The organism is Flagellimonas zhangzhouensis, from assembly GCF_900102925.1.
In the GTDB taxonomy this organism is placed as follows: Bacteria; Bacteroidota; Bacteroidia; order Flavobacteriales; family Flavobacteriaceae; genus Flagellimonas; species Flagellimonas zhangzhouensis.
The window spans coordinates 35,223-52,525 of sequence record NZ_FNKI01000007.1; the positions used below are offsets into that span (position 1 = coordinate 35,223).

At 39.7% G+C, this 17,303-nt stretch carries 17 protein-coding genes and 1 tRNA gene; 7 read left to right on the top strand and 11 right to left on the bottom strand.

The features are described from left to right. Positions 1-61 precede the first annotated feature (61 nt). Entirely contained in the window at positions 62-1,870 is a 1,809-nt protein-coding gene (locus BLQ18_RS16530; protein ID WP_090299479.1) for an alkaline phosphatase, read from the bottom strand. A gap of 151 nt (positions 1,871-2,021) precedes the next feature. On the opposite strand from BLQ18_RS16530, the gene BLQ18_RS16535 reads away from it, so the two are divergent. Next, positions 2,022-2,105, top strand: a tRNA-Leu gene (locus tag BLQ18_RS16535). A gap of 48 nt (positions 2,106-2,153) precedes the next feature. On the opposite strand, the gene BLQ18_RS16540 is transcribed toward BLQ18_RS16535, so the two are convergent. Together BLQ18_RS16540 and BLQ18_RS16545 are read right to left on the bottom strand one after the other, a co-directional pair. After that, a complete protein-coding gene (locus BLQ18_RS16540; RefSeq protein WP_090299483.1) occupies positions 2,154-2,780 on the bottom strand; it encodes a DinB family protein in 627 nt (208 codons plus the stop codon). A gap of 16 nt (positions 2,781-2,796) precedes the next feature. Then, positions 2,797-3,339 carry a hypothetical protein gene (locus BLQ18_RS16545; RefSeq protein ID WP_090299487.1) on the bottom strand — a complete coding sequence of 181 codons (543 nt, stop codon included), beginning with the start codon at positions 3,337-3,339 and terminating at the stop codon, positions 2,797-2,799. A 203-nt stretch (positions 3,340-3,542) separates the two neighbouring features. On the opposite strand from BLQ18_RS16545, the gene BLQ18_RS16550 reads away from it, so the two are divergent. Genes BLQ18_RS16550 through BLQ18_RS16565 form a run of 4 tightly spaced genes read left to right on the top strand, consistent with a single transcriptional unit; the run spans position 3,543 to position 7,199 of the window. After that, complete coding sequence (locus BLQ18_RS16550; RefSeq protein WP_090299493.1) at positions 3,543-4,442, top strand: MerR family transcriptional regulator; 900 nt, start codon at positions 3,543-3,545, stop codon at positions 4,440-4,442. 8 nt (positions 4,443-4,450) lie between these two features. Further along, positions 4,451-5,911, top strand: a complete 1,461-nt coding sequence (locus tag BLQ18_RS16555) for a phytoene desaturase family protein (protein ID WP_090299498.1) — start codon at positions 4,451-4,453, stop codon at positions 5,909-5,911. Then, a complete protein-coding gene (locus tag BLQ18_RS16560) occupies positions 5,908-6,750 on the top strand; it encodes a phytoene/squalene synthase family protein (protein WP_090299503.1) in 843 nt (280 codons plus the stop codon). Before BLQ18_RS16555 ends, BLQ18_RS16560 begins: the two co-directional genes overlap by 4 nt. Then, a complete protein-coding gene (locus BLQ18_RS16565; RefSeq protein ID WP_090299506.1) occupies positions 6,747-7,199 on the top strand; it encodes a sterol desaturase family protein in 453 nt (150 codons plus the stop codon). The genes BLQ18_RS16560 and BLQ18_RS16565 overlap by 4 nt, the downstream gene beginning before the upstream one ends. 1 nt (position 7,200) lies before the next feature. Here BLQ18_RS16565 and BLQ18_RS16570 read toward each other — a convergent pair whose 3' ends face one another. The 6 genes from BLQ18_RS16570 to BLQ18_RS16595 all read right to left on the bottom strand — a co-directional run bounded on the left by BLQ18_RS16570 (position 7,201) and on the right by BLQ18_RS16595 (position 14,011). Further along, positions 7,201-7,767, bottom strand: coding sequence for a TlpA family protein disulfide reductase (locus BLQ18_RS16570; protein WP_090299509.1), 567 nt, complete (start codon positions 7,765-7,767; stop codon positions 7,201-7,203). Beyond that, positions 7,764-8,333: a TlpA family protein disulfide reductase gene (locus tag BLQ18_RS16575; protein ID WP_175443796.1), complete on the bottom strand. Its 570-nt coding sequence runs from the start codon at positions 8,331-8,333 to the stop codon at positions 7,764-7,766. Before BLQ18_RS16575 ends, BLQ18_RS16570 begins: the two co-directional genes overlap by 4 nt. 80 nt (positions 8,334-8,413) lie before the next feature. Then, complete coding sequence (locus BLQ18_RS16580; RefSeq protein ID WP_090299513.1) at positions 8,414-10,681, bottom strand: aconitate hydratase; 2,268 nt, start codon at positions 10,679-10,681, stop codon at positions 8,414-8,416. 103 nt (positions 10,682-10,784) lie between these two features. After that, on the bottom strand, positions 10,785-11,738 hold the full coding sequence (locus tag BLQ18_RS16585) for an AAA family ATPase (RefSeq protein WP_090299516.1): 954 nt from the start codon (positions 11,736-11,738) through the stop codon (positions 10,785-10,787). Between the two features lie 4 nt (positions 11,739-11,742). Further along, positions 11,743-13,146 carry a peptidylprolyl isomerase gene (locus tag BLQ18_RS16590; RefSeq protein ID WP_090299519.1) on the bottom strand — a complete coding sequence of 468 codons (1,404 nt, stop codon included), beginning with the start codon at positions 13,144-13,146 and terminating at the stop codon, positions 11,743-11,745. Beyond that, positions 13,130-14,011 carry a peptidyl-prolyl cis-trans isomerase gene (locus BLQ18_RS16595; protein WP_245668175.1) on the bottom strand — a complete coding sequence of 294 codons (882 nt, stop codon included), beginning with the start codon at positions 14,009-14,011 and terminating at the stop codon, positions 13,130-13,132. Before BLQ18_RS16595 ends, BLQ18_RS16590 begins: the two co-directional genes overlap by 17 nt. Positions 14,012-14,125: 114 nt before the next feature. Between BLQ18_RS16595 and BLQ18_RS16600 the strand changes: the two genes are divergently transcribed. Both BLQ18_RS16600 and BLQ18_RS16605 read left to right on the top strand, forming a co-directional pair. Further along, positions 14,126-14,578: an SRPBCC family protein gene (locus BLQ18_RS16600; RefSeq protein ID WP_090299526.1), complete on the top strand. Its 453-nt coding sequence runs from the start codon at positions 14,126-14,128 to the stop codon at positions 14,576-14,578. A 3-nt stretch (positions 14,579-14,581) separates the two neighbouring features. Next, positions 14,582-14,839: a hypothetical protein gene (locus BLQ18_RS16605; RefSeq protein WP_090299529.1), complete on the top strand. Its 258-nt coding sequence runs from the start codon at positions 14,582-14,584 to the stop codon at positions 14,837-14,839. Positions 14,840-14,927: 88 nt separating this feature from the next. On the opposite strand, the gene BLQ18_RS16610 is transcribed toward BLQ18_RS16605, so the two are convergent. Then, on the bottom strand, positions 14,928-16,544 hold the full coding sequence (locus BLQ18_RS16610) for a Gfo/Idh/MocA family protein (protein ID WP_090299532.1): 1,617 nt from the start codon (positions 16,542-16,544) through the stop codon (positions 14,928-14,930). Then, positions 16,541-17,020, bottom strand: coding sequence for a DoxX family protein (locus BLQ18_RS16615; RefSeq protein ID WP_090299535.1), 480 nt, complete (start codon positions 17,018-17,020; stop codon positions 16,541-16,543). The genes BLQ18_RS16610 and BLQ18_RS16615 overlap by 4 nt, the downstream gene beginning before the upstream one ends. Between the last annotated feature and the right edge of the window lie 283 nt (positions 17,021-17,303).

A 17,303-nucleotide genomic window follows, 5' to 3' on the forward strand; every position in this document is an offset into this window, starting at 1 on the left:
GATTTCATTCGATAGTTCAATCGAAAAAAAAGGGCGGCACCATTTGGTTGCCTCCCTTTTATCATTTTTTATCTAAAGCTTCTAAAATCTTTTCAAAGATCTCTGTGTTTTCATACACCCCACTGAAATTATCAGCCTGTGGACCATAGGCAAACAATGGCACCATAATTCCTGTATGATCTACCGTTAAAAAATCACCTTGAACTGTACCCAATTCCAAACTTCCACCCACAATGCCGAATCCTGAAGTTTCGTGATCAGCAGTAATGACTACCAAAGTATTTTTATTTGCATCGGCAAACTTTAATGCCTCGGCAATGGCTAGATCAAAATCCAACATTTCTTGAACAATATCCTTTGTACTGTTCGAATGCCCACCGTTGTCAATTTGCGCACCTTCGACCATCAATAAAAATGGTGCTTCTGAACTTTCCAATACCTCCAAACTTTTCCGAATGGCAGATGGAAAAACACCTCCTCTATCATTTTCCATGGTGGGGGCTTTGTTATCCCCCAAATAAATGGCAGTCGGTTTCTTAAAGTCCTCGAAAATTTCCAAAGTTTTTTCAGTAAAGACTTTATCAATGGTTCCTTTTTCGTTTTTACCTCCCGCAATGAAAAAATCCAACTGGCTTTTGTTCAGATCCTCAATCAATCCAGGCGTATCATCTCTTTCAATACGATGCGCATAAAATGAGGATGGCGTAGCGCCAAATATAGCATCGGTGGTTACAATTGCTGTGTTATAACCCCTACCTCCAAGTACATCCACCAAATTGGTCATCGCCTTTGCTTTAGGATCAACCCCAATAGCCCGATTGTTCGTTTTAGTACCTGTGGCCATCGCCGAAGCTCCCGCAGCAGAGTCCGTGATCAAATCATCCGCTGAAGCTATTTTTACCAGACCAATGTTTTTTAAACCTGTAACCGTAAGATTTCCACGATTCGCAATCATAGCTGATGAAATTTGTGCTAAACCGTTCCCATCTCCTATCATTAAAATGATATTCTTTGGAGTTGATTTCTCGTCATATAAAAACTTAGGTGCGTAGACCTCATTTTTCTGCTCCATATGAAAGGTGTTTGCATCTAATTTGTCCAAGTATTGTTTGGCCAAGGCTGGATGATCGGTGTTGATGTAATCCACACCCATTTTGGCCAATCGTGCCCAAGCTGTTTTGGTGTCGGGAGTAGCCCAAAAACGAAAAGGCTTTCCTGCTGATTTTGCCTTTTCGATGGCATTTGTAACTGCTTCAAGATCTGGGGCCGTCATTCTACCATAACCATTCCAAACAGAATAATTTTTAAAGCTAACACTGACCAAGGCTACTTTAGTTAGATCATTCCTGTTCAACTCCTCCAAGTTTTGATGATCGAACCAGATAAAATCAGGATAATTTTTATAATGCCCAGGTTCAGGTCTATTGCCCGAAATCACAAACTTCACTTTTCCACTTTCAATCAAAGTTGGGTAATCTCCTAATAGCTTAACCAATTTTGCAAGGGTGGTATAGGCTTCCGATTTTAGGTCAATGAGCAATTGAATTTCTCCTAACTCCCCATCAGCTTCCAAACCCTGCAACCTATCCAAATACAATTTTTTGAATGTATGTTTTGGATTGATTTCATCTTCGGCATGAGTCACATAAAGTACGTTGTCTTTTAAGAACAAATCAGCTTCAATTGAAGATGCCCCATTGCTATAAGCAAACCAAAAGGGTAATTCTTGAGCGTAATCGTTGTGGGAATGAATTTTATATGTGGATTGCGCATAAACCCCTTGAAGGATAACTAAGAAAACTATTAAACTCAAAACATGTCTCCAAGATAGGAATGAAGATTTCCTTAGCGTTTGTGTTAATAAACTCATTGAGGTTTAATTATTATTGTTAATACAACAAATTTGACCAAAAATAACTGGCTCCCATATTAACTTTCGGTAAAGTTTAAAAGTCAAAATAAAAATTGTGACCTAGCATTTTAGAGGAAAAAAATTATCTTTGCACACTCAAAATTCCAATGCCCACGTGGTGGAATTGGTAGACACGCTACCTTGAGGGGGTAGTGTTCGTAAGGACGTGCTGGTTCGACTCCAGTCGTGGGCACTTGTAAAACGCAATCTTTTTAGGTTGCGTTTTTTATTTCCACAAAGTTTATAGTGTATTGTATTTGGAATATCCTGGTGGCCGAATACCCTTAACTCGCAAATAGGAGACGGCTTGAGCCCTATGATGTGCAGTATGACTCTCTGCCCTTAAAATCAAATCCAAATTGGTGTGTCCCTCCAAATACCAAGGTTTTATCTTATCCAACCCTTGGGTTAAACTTTGATCACGTACACTTTCCAAACTTTCAATTACATAGTCGAATGTTTTTGAAACGTAACCTGACACTAAGGTCTTGTTATCCTCAGGAGCTCTTTCTTGTAAAAAATCGGGTTGAAACAAATTGATTGGATCAGGAAGTTCCAAGAAAAAATCGGCTTGCATCATAGCATTAAAGTCTGGGTAAGTTTTTTGGTCCATCAAAATGCCGATAAAGGAATTGTTTGTGAACCCTATATGCATAAAATGTTGGGCAAAACTCATTTGTTCCTGTGAAGGTTTGAACTCCAGTTCCTCGGCTGGCATGGTATCCAATACCGCCAAGGTATATTCCTTAGATCTTTTCCACCTTTTTATTAAATTATCAACTATTGGATTATCTAGGGATGGGATTTTTGAAGCCATAAACGACAATGGACCTAACCCCAATAATCCTAAGGTGAGTCTTCTTTTCATAAAATGGGATTTAAGATTACAATTCTTCTACTTTCGAAGATATATCTTTTATATCCACAACCACATGAAATTCAGGTTTTTTAGCGGATTCAGAAATACTTTTATCCAGGCTGTAAACCGTATAAATATATATAAAGGGAGCTCGCTTTTTTTCTAATTCAGCATGCGTTTCAATGCCATCTTTTTCAAGTTTTTTACGCAGCCTTTTTGCCTTAGCATCGGTTCGATAAATATCTTCCGCAGATGCAATCTTCTCATTCTCCTCGGTTAACCTTGTTCTAAAAACTTGCTTGGAGTTTAATTGCAATTTGTCATCTAGTTTTTCCCACATTTGGGCATTTTGTGCTTCAATGCTGTCCAAGGTCTTCCTGCTCAGCGATATATCCATTCGGACTAAATCGATATCCATCTCTTCGGCAACAAATTCCACGGCTTTATTAAGTCCATAATCTTCATTCCCCATGATCAACAATCTAAGGGATTCTTGATCAGTATTTTGGCCATGGCAAAACGAAACAAATAAGAAAAATACAAGGAGGGAGGTAATTTTATTAATCATGCGCAGGTTCAAATTCTGTAGTAAAATACATCGATTTGAGCACAAAACATGATAAAATCGATAGAATACACAGAAACTTTCTCAATATCTCACAAACAAAAACTCTAAGTTGCTGAATCACAAACATCCTTCTAAAATTTATGATAAAAAACTAGGTCACTATTTTTTAAATTGTAAATTTGTTTAACGTTTACTTCAAAAGAATGAACAACGTAAAGACATCGTTCAGCATTAGGGATATGGAGAACCTTTCTGGGATAAAGGCCCATACCATTCGTATTTGGGAAAAGAGGTACAATCTATTCAGTCCCGAAAGAACTGACACCAATATTAGAACATATAACCTCACCAGTCTACAAAAACTGTTGAACGTTACTCTACTATACCACAACGGGTATAAAATCTCCAAAATTGCTAAGCTGGAAGAAGGAAAGATTCCTGCTTTGGTCAAGGACATTGTAGCTCAAAAATCTGAAAAGAGCCATATTTTGAATTCATTAAAGTTGGCCATGATCAATTTTGACCAATCGCTTTTCCTCAAAACCTATAATGGCTTGCTTGCAGATAAAAATTTCACCGAAATTTTCAATCAAGTATTTATACCGTTATTAAATGAGCTGGGGCTTTTGTGGCAAACCAATACTATAAGTCCAGCGCACGAGCATTTCATTTCAAACTTGATCAAACAAAAAATATATATCCATACCGAGCAGCTTCAAATGGAGGAGCCTACGAATTCAGATAAAGTATTCGTACTCTTTCTTCCTGAAAATGAAATTCATGAATTGGGATTGTTGTATGTCAACTATCAATTGGCCGCCATGGGTTACAAGACCATTTATCTCGGGCAGACAATGCCAATTGATAGTTTGGAGGACCTCATCAAATACTATAATAACATCCGATTTGTATCCTATTTCACGGTTTCGCCCAATAAAAATGACTTAGACGAGTACTTTACCAGATTTAAGGACTTATTGGATAAATCGCCCAATTCGAAGCTTTACGCCTTGGGGTATCAAATACAAGATATTGGAGATCAAAAATTGCCAGAACATATAGAAACATTCAAAAGCATTGAGCAATTCATAAGCTCTATCTAACCATTACTATGAAAAAAGCTATTGTCGTCGGTTCTGGATTCTCTTCACTTTCTGCTGCCTGTTATTTGGCAAAATCAGGATTTGAGGTAGAAATTTTCGAAAAGAATTCAACCGTTGGCGGTCGGGCCAGACAATTGGTAAAAGATGGTTTTACTTTTGATATTGGGCCAAGTTGGTATTGGATGCCTGATATTTTTGATAAATTCTTTGCCGATTTTGGTAAAAAGACCTCGGATTATTACCAGTTGGACAAGTTGAATCCAGCCTACAAAATCTTTTTTGATGATGATACCATCACAATTGGAGATTGTATGGAAGCCATTTGTGATGAATTCGAACGGATTGAATCGGGCAGCAGTGAACATCTAAGGAACTTTATTGGACAAGCACAGGAAAACTACGACATAGCCATTAATAAAGTGGTGTTGCGTCCTGGACTTTCCCCTTTGGAACTTGTGACCAAAGAAACCATTTTAAAAGTTGACCAGTTTTTTAAAACCATAAGTCAAGAGGTGCGTAAACGGTTTAAAAACCCAAAATTGGTTTCAACTTTGGAGTTTCCTGTACTTTTTCTAGGTGCTAAACCGAGCAATACACCTTCCTTTTACAATTTTATGAACTTTGCGGATTTCGGTTTGGGTACTTGGCACCCAAAAGGAGGTATGTACGAAATCATAAAGGCCATGAAAAGTTTGGCTGAGGAACTTGGAGTCAAGATTCATACGGCCAGCCCTGTAAGCAATATTTTAGTTTCTGACGGACAAGTTTTGGGAATTCGGTCAAAAGGTAAAAACCATATTGCTAATTATGTGATCAGTGGAGCAGATTACCATCACTCGGAAACATTATTGGATAAAAAATACAGACAATACTCCGAATCTTACTGGGAAAAAAGAACCTATGCTCCTTCTTCTTTGTTATTTTACATCGGCTTCGATAAAAAATTACAAAACATAGAACATCACAATCTATTTTTTGACACAGATTTTGAGGTTCATGCCCAAGAAATTTATGATAACCCTCAATGGCCAAGCAACCCATTGTTCTATGTAAACTTTCCATCCAAAACCGACGCCAGCATGGCACCAGATGGGCAAGAGACAGGATTTTTCTTGGTTCCCATTGCACCAGGATTGGAGGATACACCCGAATTACGCGAGCAATATTTTGATATTGTGCTAGATAGATTTGAGCGATTGACCAACCAACAAATCAAAAAATCCATTATATTCAAGGAAAGTTTCTGTGTAAACGACTTTGTTGAACAGTACAATTCCTACAAAGGAAATGCGTATGGCATGGCCAACACGTTGAAACAGACTGCCTTTTTACGACCTAACCTCAAAAGTAGTAAGGTAAAAAACTTGTTTTTTACCGGTCAGTTAACAGTTCCGGGGCCAGGTGTGCCTCCATCGCTAATTTCAGGGAAATTGGTAGCTGATTTAATCACCAAAACCACTAACAAATGAAAACTATTTTTGATGATGTCTCTTACAATTGCAGCAAAATTGTAACCCAATCTTACAGTACTTCATTTTCATTGGCCACCAAAATGCTGGCTTCTTCCATTAGGGCGGATATTTACAACATTTATGGGTTTGTCCGTTTTGCGGATGAGATTGTGGACACCTTCCATGATTACGACAAATCCACCCTTTTTGATGATTTTGAAAAGGACATGAATTTGGCGATTCAAAATAAAATAAGTTTGAATCCAATCTTAAATGCCTTTCAACATACCTATCATAAATACGATATTCCACACCATTTAGTGGAAGCCTTTATGAAGAGTATGCGCATGGACCTTACGAAAAAGAAATACCTCACTTTTGAGGAATATCGAGAATATATTTACGGTTCTGCAGATGTTGTGGGACTTATGTGCCTTTGTGTTTTTGTAAAAGGCGACAAAGAAAAATATGAGGAATTGAAGGAATCTGCCATGGCTTTAGGATCGGCTTTTCAAAAAGTGAATTTTTTACGTGACCTAAAAGCAGATTTTGAAGATTTGAATCGCACCTATTTCCCAAACACCAACCTTTTGGAACTGGACGAGGTCTCCAAAAAACGAATTGTTGACGAAATAAAAGCTGATTTTGCCTTGGGTTATTCTGGTATTATTAAATTGCCCGAACAAGCCAAATTTGGAGTGTACACGGCCTATCGCTATTACAAAAAGTTATTGCACAAATTACAGGCCACTCCTCCCTTAGAAATTAAAAATGCTAGGATTCGAGTACCCAACTACCAAAAAATTGGGTTATTGGCTCAATCTTATGTGAACTATAAACTACAAATGGTACAATGAACATAGCAATTTGGATACTGATTTTTTTAGCCACTTTTTGCTTTATGGAATTTATGGCGTGGTTTACACACAAATATGTGATGCACGGTTTTTTGTGGACACTACATCGTGATCATCATAAAAAAGACCATGATTCTTGGTTCGAGCGCAACGACGCCTTTTTTATTTTCTACGCTATTGTGAGTATGGTGCTCTTTTATTTGGGCAGCTACACTACTTTTTGGTATGGATGGCCCTTAGGGTTTGGCATTTTGGCTTACGGAATTGCCTATTTTATGGTCCACGATATTTTTATCCATCAGCGGTTTAAGATATTTAGAAATGCCAATAACCGCTACGCTAAAGCTGTACGAAGAGCCCATAAAATGCATCACAAGCATTTGGGAAAAGAAGATGGAGAGTGTTTTGGAATGTTGGTGGTTCCGTTCAAATATTTTAAGAACAGCTAACTTATTCAGCTAAAAGTTCATCCAGCAATTCACGGGTTTCGGCGGAGTTCCAATTAACAGCTCCTTTTTCATCCACTACTATTTTTCCGTCTTTACTGATCACATAGGAAGCAGGAATTGAAGAACTTTCCATTTCTGCTGGGATTGGAGATGCTTGAAAATAAACAGGGAGTGTATAGCCTTTTTTATCTATAAAAGCTTCTACCTTATCCCTTTCATCGTTGGTCACGAATGCAAAAACTACTTTATCCTGATAATCTGCATGCAAATCGGCAAAACTAGGGAGTTCAGCTACACAAGGGGGACACCACGTAGCCCAAATATTGACTACTACTACTTTTCTTTTGGTCGACGCAAAAGAAAAACGATTGCCCTCCAAATCCACCAAATCCCAATTGTAGTTTTCCAAAGTGATTTGTTCATCTGTATCCACCTCATCGGCACTCATCACAAACATTTTGATCTTGTTTACAATTACCCGCGCATGAAATCCTACGGGAGTAAATAAAATCAACAGAATGGCCAATATCCAAATGCCATTGCTTATTTGTTCTTTGGTGATTTTCATTCGATTTTTTCAGCGATTAATTCATCCAGTAATTTGTAGACCTTGTTCGAGCTCCAATCTGAAATTCCCTCTTTATGAATGACCACATTCCCCGATTTATCAATCAAATAGGAAGCTGGTACCTCACTGGCATCCAACGGCATTTTTTCACCTATAATTAAATAGGTCACTGGAAAAGTAAACTCGTGCTCCGCCATAAAAGCTTCTACAGGAGCTTGTTCTTCGTTGGTGATGATATAAAAGTCAATCTTGTCCTTATAGGCATCATAAAGCTCTTGAATGCTCACCAACTCGGCCTCTGAAGGTAGTCGCCAAGAGGCCCAAAAGTTTACAAAAACCACATTTCCCTTAGATTTTTCAAAATTGAAAAAGTTCCAATCGGCATCTTTCAACTTCCAATCGTAATCGGTGATTTTCTGGCGTTCCGATGCTTCAATCACAGGTGGGGAGAATGAAAAAATTCGATTCAACAACAACTTTCCGTAATACCCTAAAGGGGTTACAAAAAAGGAAAGCACAAAGAGCATCAATAAAATATTGAGTACTGACTTTTTACTGATTTTCATCTATTGGGGGTTTCGTAAAAATTAAAAACTCCTGACAGCTTTTACCCTATCAGGAGTTCCTACAAATTATTTAGATACAATTAAGCATTCTGCTTTTTGATCAAGTTCAATGCTGAACCTTCATTAAACCATGCAATTTGAGCATTGTTGTACGAATGATTTGCAATGACAGTGTCCTTGCTTCCATCGCCATGTACAACCTCAATGGTCAATGGTTTATCCGGAGCGAACTGGTCGATGTCCAAGAAGTTGAAAGTGTCATCCTCTTGAATCAAATCGTAATCGCTTTCATTTGCGAAGGTCAAGGCCAACATTCCTTGTTTTTTCAAATTGGTTTCGTGAATCCTTGCGAAAGACTTCACCAAAACAGCGGCAACGCCCAAGTGACGAGGCTGCATGGCAGCGTGCTCTCTTGAAGAACCTTCTCCGTAGTTATGATCACCCACAACAATAGTTTTGATTCCCGCTTTTTTGTATTCACGTTGCGTATCTGGCACACCTCCGTACTCGCCTGTCAACTGATTTTTAACAAAGTTGGTCTTTTGGTTGAAGGCATTCACAGCACCAATCAAAGTGTTGTTGGCAATATTGTCCAAATGTCCTCTGTAACGCAACCATGGTCCAGCCATAGAAATATGATCCGTTGTACATTTTCCAAATGCTTTAATCAACAACTTCATCCCTTGAAGGCTTGCTGGAGTAATAGGCACGAACGGCTCCAAAAGTTGTAAACGCTCAGAATCTGGAGCAACGATTACATTTACACCGCTACCATCTTCCAATGGATCAACATATCCATTTTCCTTTACTTCAAATCCTTTTGGTGGCAATTCCCAGCCTGTTGGCTCATCCAACATAACTTCTTCACCATCCTCATTGATCAATTTATCAGTTAATGGGTTGAAGTCCAAACGACCCGCAATCGCAATCGCAGCGGTCATTTCTGGAGAAGCAACAAATGCGTGTGTGTTCGGGTTACCATCGGCACGCTTGGCGAAGTTACGGTTGAAGGAATGCACAATACTGTTCTTAGGTGCATTCTTAGGATCTTCGTAACGACCCCACTGACCGATACATGGTCCACAGGCGTTGGTGAAAATCTTGGCATCCAATTTTTCAAAGATTTCAAGAATACCGTCACGCTCTGTTGTATATCTTACCTGCTCAGAACCTGGGTTGATTCCAAATTCGGCTTTAGTTTTCAGTTTTTTGTCCAAGGCCTGTTGCGCAATGGATGATGCTCTGGACAAATCCTCGTAAGAAGAGTTGGTACAAGAACCGATCAATCCCCACTCTACTGCCAATGGCCAATCGTTAGCTTGCGCTTTTTCGGTCATGGTACCTACTTCGGTAGCCAAATCTGGAGTAAAAGGTCCGTTCAACAATGGCATCAATTCTGTCAAGTTGATTTCGATTACTTGATCAAAATATAGCTCTGGATTAGCATACACTTCTGGATCAGCAGTTAAATGCTCTTTTACTGCATTTGCAGCATCGGCAACATCCGCTCTATCAGTAGCTCTCAAGTAGCGCTCCATTGACTCATCGTAACCGAAAGTGGAGGTTGTAGCTCCAATTTCAGCACCCATGTTACAAATGGTTCCTTTTCCTGTACAAGACATGGAAGTGGCCCCTGGGCCAAAATATTCTACGATAGCTCCTGTTCCCCCTTTTACGGTAAGGATTTCAGCAACTTTTAGGATTACATCTTTTGGTGCAGTCCAACCAGAAAGCTTTCCAGTTAATTTTACACCGATCAGTTTTGGGAATTTCAACTCCCAAGCCATACCTGCCATTACATCAACAGCATCAGCACCACCAACACCGATGGCTACCATTCCCAATCCACCTGCGTTAACGGTGTGGGAATCCGTACCGATCATCATACCTCCTGGGAAAGCATAATTTTCAAGCACTACTTGGTGAATAATACCAGCTCCTGGCTCCCAGAATCCGATTCCGTATTTGTTGGAAACTGAACCCAAGAAATCAAAAACTTCCTTACTGGTTTCGTTAGCGTGTTTCAAATCCACCGCAGCACCTTGTTTCGCTTGGATCAAGTGGTCACAGTGAACCGTTGTTGGAACAGCTACTTTATCTTTACCTGCTTGCATAAACTGAAGCAATGCCATTTGGGCTGTTGCATCTTGACAAGCGATTCTATCTGGAGCAAAATCAACATAATCTTTACCACGGGTAAACTTGGTAGTGGGTGTACCATCCCATAGGTGGGAATACAATATTTTTTCAGCTAAAGTCAACGGTTTTCCAACCAATTCCCGGGCTTTGTCCACACGCTCCCCCATGGAAGCGTAGACACCCTTAATCATGTCTATATCAAATGCCATTCTATTAAATGAATTTTAAGATTTTAGTAATTCGGTAAATTTACTAAAATGCTAAGTATTTTGGAATTAGAATCAACCTAAATAATTGGCAAAAGTTTGATATCTATAACAAATGGGAAATTAGGGTTTCTTCTGAGATACCTTCGGCTTCTGCTTTGTAGTTTTTTAGGATTCGATGGCGAAGTATGCCAACAGCCACTGCTTTTACATCCTCGATGTCGGGAGAGAACTTACCATGAATGGCTGCATGTGCCTTGGCGGCCAATACCAAATTTTGAGAAGCCCGTGGGCCTGCTCCCCAATCAACATAATTATTTACGTAATCTGAAGAACCCTCCATACCCGGTCTGGTACTGTGAACCAATCTAACCGTATAGTCGACAACATTGTCCGCAACAGGAATTCTACGTACCAAATGTTGTACTTCGATAATCTCCTCTGCATTGAACAAGGTATTGATCTTCACCTCATCATCGGTGGTGGTGGATTTCACAACTTGAATTTCTTCCGCGATAGATGGGTATTTTAACTCAATCGCAAACATAAACCTATCCAATTGCGCTTCTGGAAGCGGATAGGTTCCTTCCTGCTCAATTGGGTTTTGAGTAGCCAATACAAAGTATGGCTTGTTGAGTTTGTGCTGTTTTCCAGCTATGGTCACTGCTCTTTCTTGCATAGCCTCCAAGAGGGCTGCCTGCGTTTTGGGAGGTGTTCGGTTAATCTCATCGGCAAGAATGATATTACCAAAAACAGGTCCCATGATAAATTTGAAGTTGCGGTCTTTGTCCAAAACCTCACTTCCTAAAATATCACTGGGCATTAAATCGGGTGTAAACTGAATGCGTTTAAAATCTAGCCCTAAGGTTTGTGCAATTGTGTTGACCATTAAGGTCTTTGCCAAACCAGGAACACCAATTAAAAGGGAGTGTCCACCTGTATAAATGGACAGTAGAATTTGTTCAATCACCTGTTCTTGGCCTACAATGACCTTGGCAATTTCCTTTTTAAGTTCTTGGTGTTTTTTTACTAGATTTTCAACAGCTGTTACGTCCGACATGCAATTATTCTTTTACCCAGTTGTTTGCAAAATCGCAACTTCTGTTATACTCGTTCACATGAATATAGGTGTCCTCGATATGCTCATTCATCCATTCTTTGATGGCCTTAAATTGCTTTTCACGCAAGGCCAATTCTTGGATTTTAAGGTAATCTTTTGCAAAATCTGCCTTGTGCTCGTCATAACGATTGGAGATTTTCATGATTTTCAACTTTGGAGCTCCACCTCTTGGATCATCTTCGCGAATTGGTCGGGAAATTTCCTCATCCTTTAAATTTCGTACTTGATTGTACAGGGATGGGTCCATCTTGGTCAATTCAAAACGAGAATCGAAGTTTACAGGATTTCTCAATAATCCACCATCAAACTTTGTTTCTTTTTCATCGGAAAAGTTCAATGCCGCATCAGCAAATGTGTATTTTCCATCCAATACTTGCTGACGAATACTATCCAATTCGGCCATCGCCTTATCAATGGCACTTTGAGGAATTTCAGGAATCATTAAAATGTGACGAATATCTCTTTCCTGCCCTCTGATTTTTTCCACAAAAATAATGTGGTATCCAAAAATGGTTTCAAAAGGTTCCGAAACCTCGCCTTCTCTTAAACTGAAAGCAACATCTTTAAATTCCTTTACAAAACCAGTTTCCTTTGTAATGCTATAAAAACCACCGTTTGGTCTTGAAGCTGGATCTTGGGAATGCAGAATCGCCTTTACACGGAAATTTCCATCATTCTCAACAACATCCTGTCTAATCTCCTTTAAAGTATTAATCACTTTTTGCTTTTCCTCTTCAGGTGCTTCTGGTTGTTTTACGATTTGGGCGATTTCCAACTCCGCACCAAAAACAGGTCTTTCATCCTCTGGGATTCTATAAAAGAACTGACGCACTTCTTCAGGAGTCACCTCAATTTCTTTTACAATTTTGCTCTGCATTTGTTCAGAAAGCATACGCAGTTTATTGATCTCAAAAAGCTCTTCACGGAAGCTTTCCATATCGGGCTTTTTGTAATAGCGTAGCATTTTTTCCACACTACCAATTTGTTGGGATAACTGCTGAATCTGTGCATCACTTTGTGCGTTCACTTGATCATCACTTACCAACAAACTATCCTGTACTGCTTGGTGGGCATATAATCGATCTTCCATCAACTTGCCCAACAATCCGCAACGGGTAACATCTTCAGTAGATGCTCCCTGGTTTTGCAAATCGATCAAGGTCTTATCAATATCGGATTCCAAAATCACGTAGTCCCCAATTACGGCGGCGATACCATCCAATTTTACTCTGTTTGCACTGGCAGTTGTGTCTTTGGACGCCAAGGCCTCATCTGTTTCTTGTGCTTGGGCGGTCAGGGCCAATCCCATAAATGCAAGGACTAAAAATCCGTTAGTTGTTATTTTCATAAACCTCAAATTCTTTCTTCTTAATAGCTTCATCTATTATTTCGGTTTCCAATTTTTTAACGTAGTTCAATCGTCTACGGTTCAATATTAATTGCTTGATATCTGGCTCTACATATTCAAAAGGTGCTGTATCGTTGACTTCCAACACATTGGTCACCATGCCCAAATATACCTCTAAGGAGTCTTGCAACTCAAAAAATTGTGATTTTTTTAAGTTCGCTTCTTCATTTAAGGTGGTCAATGGAGGAATCTCTTCAATTACCCTTGAGGCACTCACCCAAATTGAATCGTTGAAATGTATTTTTTTGAACTGTACCGCAATGGAGTCCAAATAGGTTTTATCGGAATCGTTCCAATCCCTGATTTTATCCTTCACCCCTTCTAAATCCAAAAATTGATTGGACATGCCCACAAATCGCAATTGCACCAACTTTTCACTTAACTTAAAGTTTTCCATTTCGCGTTCATAAAAATCACGAAGTTGGCTTTTGGTCACAGCAGTGTCTTGCGCTTGCATTACAAGGGCTTCTATATAGGCTCTAGTGTACAAATCGGCCCGATAATCGGAAACCAATCGATCGAACTCGGCCAGTTTTTCCTCTGGTAAATTGATTTTGGATTTGGATAACAACAATTGTTTTGACGCCCAATTGTTGATATAGTTGGTAATGAACAAGGTACTGTCTTGAGCCGACATGTCATCCTGCACCAATCGTGCTATATCCTCTTTATAGAGGTATTTTTCCCCGACCCTGGCCACTGGTTGGCCCTCTTCCTCTTTATTGAAAAACTCCCCACAGGAGGAAAGTAACAAGCCACTTAGCGCAAAGAGAAAAGTCAGGCTATTTTTTTGGAGCTTAAGCATTTCGCAAAAATAACAATTAGAAATTCCCCAACAAGAAGGTTTCAATTTCATTAACAGATTTTTTATCGAAAGTAGCTGCGTAGAAATTGTTACATTAGTGCCAAACCCAAACCAATGAAGTATTCCACAGAAATTGTTGTTGATGTTCCCAGGGAAGAATTCGTAAAAAAAATGGGGGACCCTGAAAATTTTAAACATTGGCAACGCGGGTTGATTTCTTATGAGATACTTTCCAAAAACCCTGGGCAAGAGGGTGCACAACTAAAGTTACAATACAAAATGGGCAGTCGAGAAATTACCATGGTGGAAACTATTTTTAAGAGTAACTTGCCCAACGAAATGCATTCTAGCTATGACACTAAAGGTGTGCAGAACATTCAGAAAAACTATTTTAAGGATGAGGATGGAAAGACCCGTTGGATTTCCGAATCGGAATTTGAGTTTTCGGGTTTTGGAATGAAATTAATGGGATTTTTGATGCCCGGTGCATTCAAAAAACAGAGTTTGAAATATATGGAGGATTTTAAGGCCTTCGCGGAGGATGGAATTTCCGTAATCAATTCATAAAGCATGGAAAAGGTATTGGACAGAAAAATTAAAATCATTTGGGACTTTAGAGGTCCTGGGGCAGCTAAAACGGCAGAACACTACAAGATACATTTGGAAGAATTTGTGGTCATTGAAGAATTGAAATTTGACTTATCCGGTGTGGAACATTTTGGCCCAACACACAGCATCGCCTATTTAGTAGTGGCCGAATTCGAACTGAAAGAAATAAGGGAAATATTAAAACCTCATCGCGGACAGGTCTACACTGGAAATATATAGCCCATAAAAAATGGGACATTACCTCTGGAAACCAACCCTAGGTAACATCCCACTTTCCGGACCTATGGTCCATATAAATCAAGAAACCTCAACCAACCATTTCTGGTTGTTCATTCCAATTTTCATTGGCCAAGAGGACTTGGTCAAAATCTACTCCTTCAACGGGTACAAGTTGTTCACTTGCAGCATCCCATTCTATTCTTCGACCCAATTTCCATGACAAGCCTGCCATGTGGGCCGAAATGGCTTCATCAAAACCTTCATTGATTCCACAACTAACTTTTCCACCGTTTTTAATGACGCTCAACCATTCACGCATGTGTAAAAAGGTTGAATCTACCCGAACTCCATCGATGTACGTCCACATCAAACCTTTATCGGCAAAATATTGTGATGTTGCTGAAGACACTGCATCTGTAGAGCTCGCCGCTGGATCGTATTGATAAATGGGCACATTGGGTCTCATTTTTTCAGCTTCCAACATATCCGCATAGCGGGTTGATGCACCATCGGGCCACACGGTCAATCGATTACCGAGTTCCATAGTGGCATCGTGTCCCATTATAATGGTAGGTCGGTTAAACCCGTTGCCCAAGGTAGCACTATAGCAAAAAGTCATCCCTTTTTCTTTGCCATTGGTTTGACTACTGCCTGTGCTGAAATTCGGAAATTCCATATTTACCTGAATCACATCGGGCACATTTCTACCATCGTTGTGGGTATACACGCCACCTGATGCACTTACCGAGGATGGAATTCCCATGTTGAGCACACAATTCAATCTATCGTAATCATGGGTCAACAAATCTCCAGAAAGTCCAGAGCCATAGGCCCACCATTTACGCCATCTAAAAAAGTGGTTTTTATTGAACGGCACCTTTGGTGCTGAACCTAAAAATTGCTCCCAATCAATGGTTTCAGGACTTGCTTTTTCATGAATATCGTAGTTCCAAGCACCATTATCATCGTTTCGGTTGGTATTGGTTTGGATAAGCGACACATGACCCAGGGTTCCTTTTTCCACAATATCCCTAGCCGTACTAAAACTTAAGGTTTGTCTGTGCTGGTGCCCTACCGCAAATACTGCATTCGATTTTGCAGCAGCTTCGCGCAATAAATAGGTTTCACTCACGGTGTGTGTCATGGGTTTTTCCACATATACATGCACCCCATTGTTTAAAGCTTCTATGGACATTGGCGCGTGCCAATGATCAGGCGTTGCAATCACAACGGCATCCACATCCCCACTTTGAATCATTTCTTGATGGGTAAGGTATCTTTTGATCTTATTATCTTCTGTGGAAAATGAATTGATAAAGTTCTCTGCCCTCACATCAAAAACATCACAGATACCGACCAACTTCACATTCAGCTTTTCTTGACGTTTAAAATCTTCCAAAGCTTTATGATCTGGGTTTTCCAAATTGGCCAAACGCTGCTCTTCCATCCATTGTGGTGTAGCGTAACCCAAAGCACGGGTCAATTGTTCACCACGAATACCAAAACCGATCACCCCAATTCTTACCGGTTCTCCACCAATCCCAGGAACTGCCAGAGGCAAAGAAGGTGTAATATTAAGTTGTTCCAATATTTCATCACGACTACTTCTGGACCCGGTAACCTTTGCGGCTCCGGCCCACCAAACTGCCCCAAGTATAGGAAGTCCGCCCAATCCTATTAAAAGGTCTCTTCTTGTCCACTTCATGTTTCTTGAATTTTGAGTTTATTTTTTCTTAAGTAGTCGAGTCCAAAATACCTTCCAGTGGGTAATTGATAGATCACAAGACAGGCAACAAGCTCAATCAAGTTTTTATTGACCAGCCAGTAACTTCCTTCCACATTCATTTGGGTCAACCCTGGAAAAGGCGGGTGCGCCATAAAGTAAAGTGCCAATAGGCCAATACCAACAATGGCACCCAAGCGTTCGAAAATGCCCAAGGTAAAGGTGATTCCCACCACCATAAGGGCCACAATGTTCAAGGTATTTACGAGACCTATGTTTACATTGCCCAGTAAAAAGGTGAAGAACCAATCAAATGGACCCTGTGCCGTAGCGAGGTACCCAAAAGAGGTCCAGTCGGGGTTGTACATTTTCACAACGCCCTCAAATAAAAAATGCCACCCAATAAGAATACGGAGCAGGGTAACACTTATGTTTAACTTTTTTAGATTTTGTTCCATAATTGCAGATTATTTGTTGTATTCCAATACCCCTTTTGCAGCACGACAATAATCCGTGAAACAAACAAAGGTCAAGAGTTCTTAAAATTCAGATTAAAAGTATCAAAAGGCACATTCGGAAACCATGACCAATGTCATGTATTCAGTTTATTCCTACGAAATAAGAAGCACCACATCAAAGACTTAAATAAGCAATTCCTCCTCTTTTGAAATTAGGGATTTACCAAGGAGCACACCAAATTTTACCAAATTCTCGACCGCCCAGTAGTCTTTTTTTGAATAT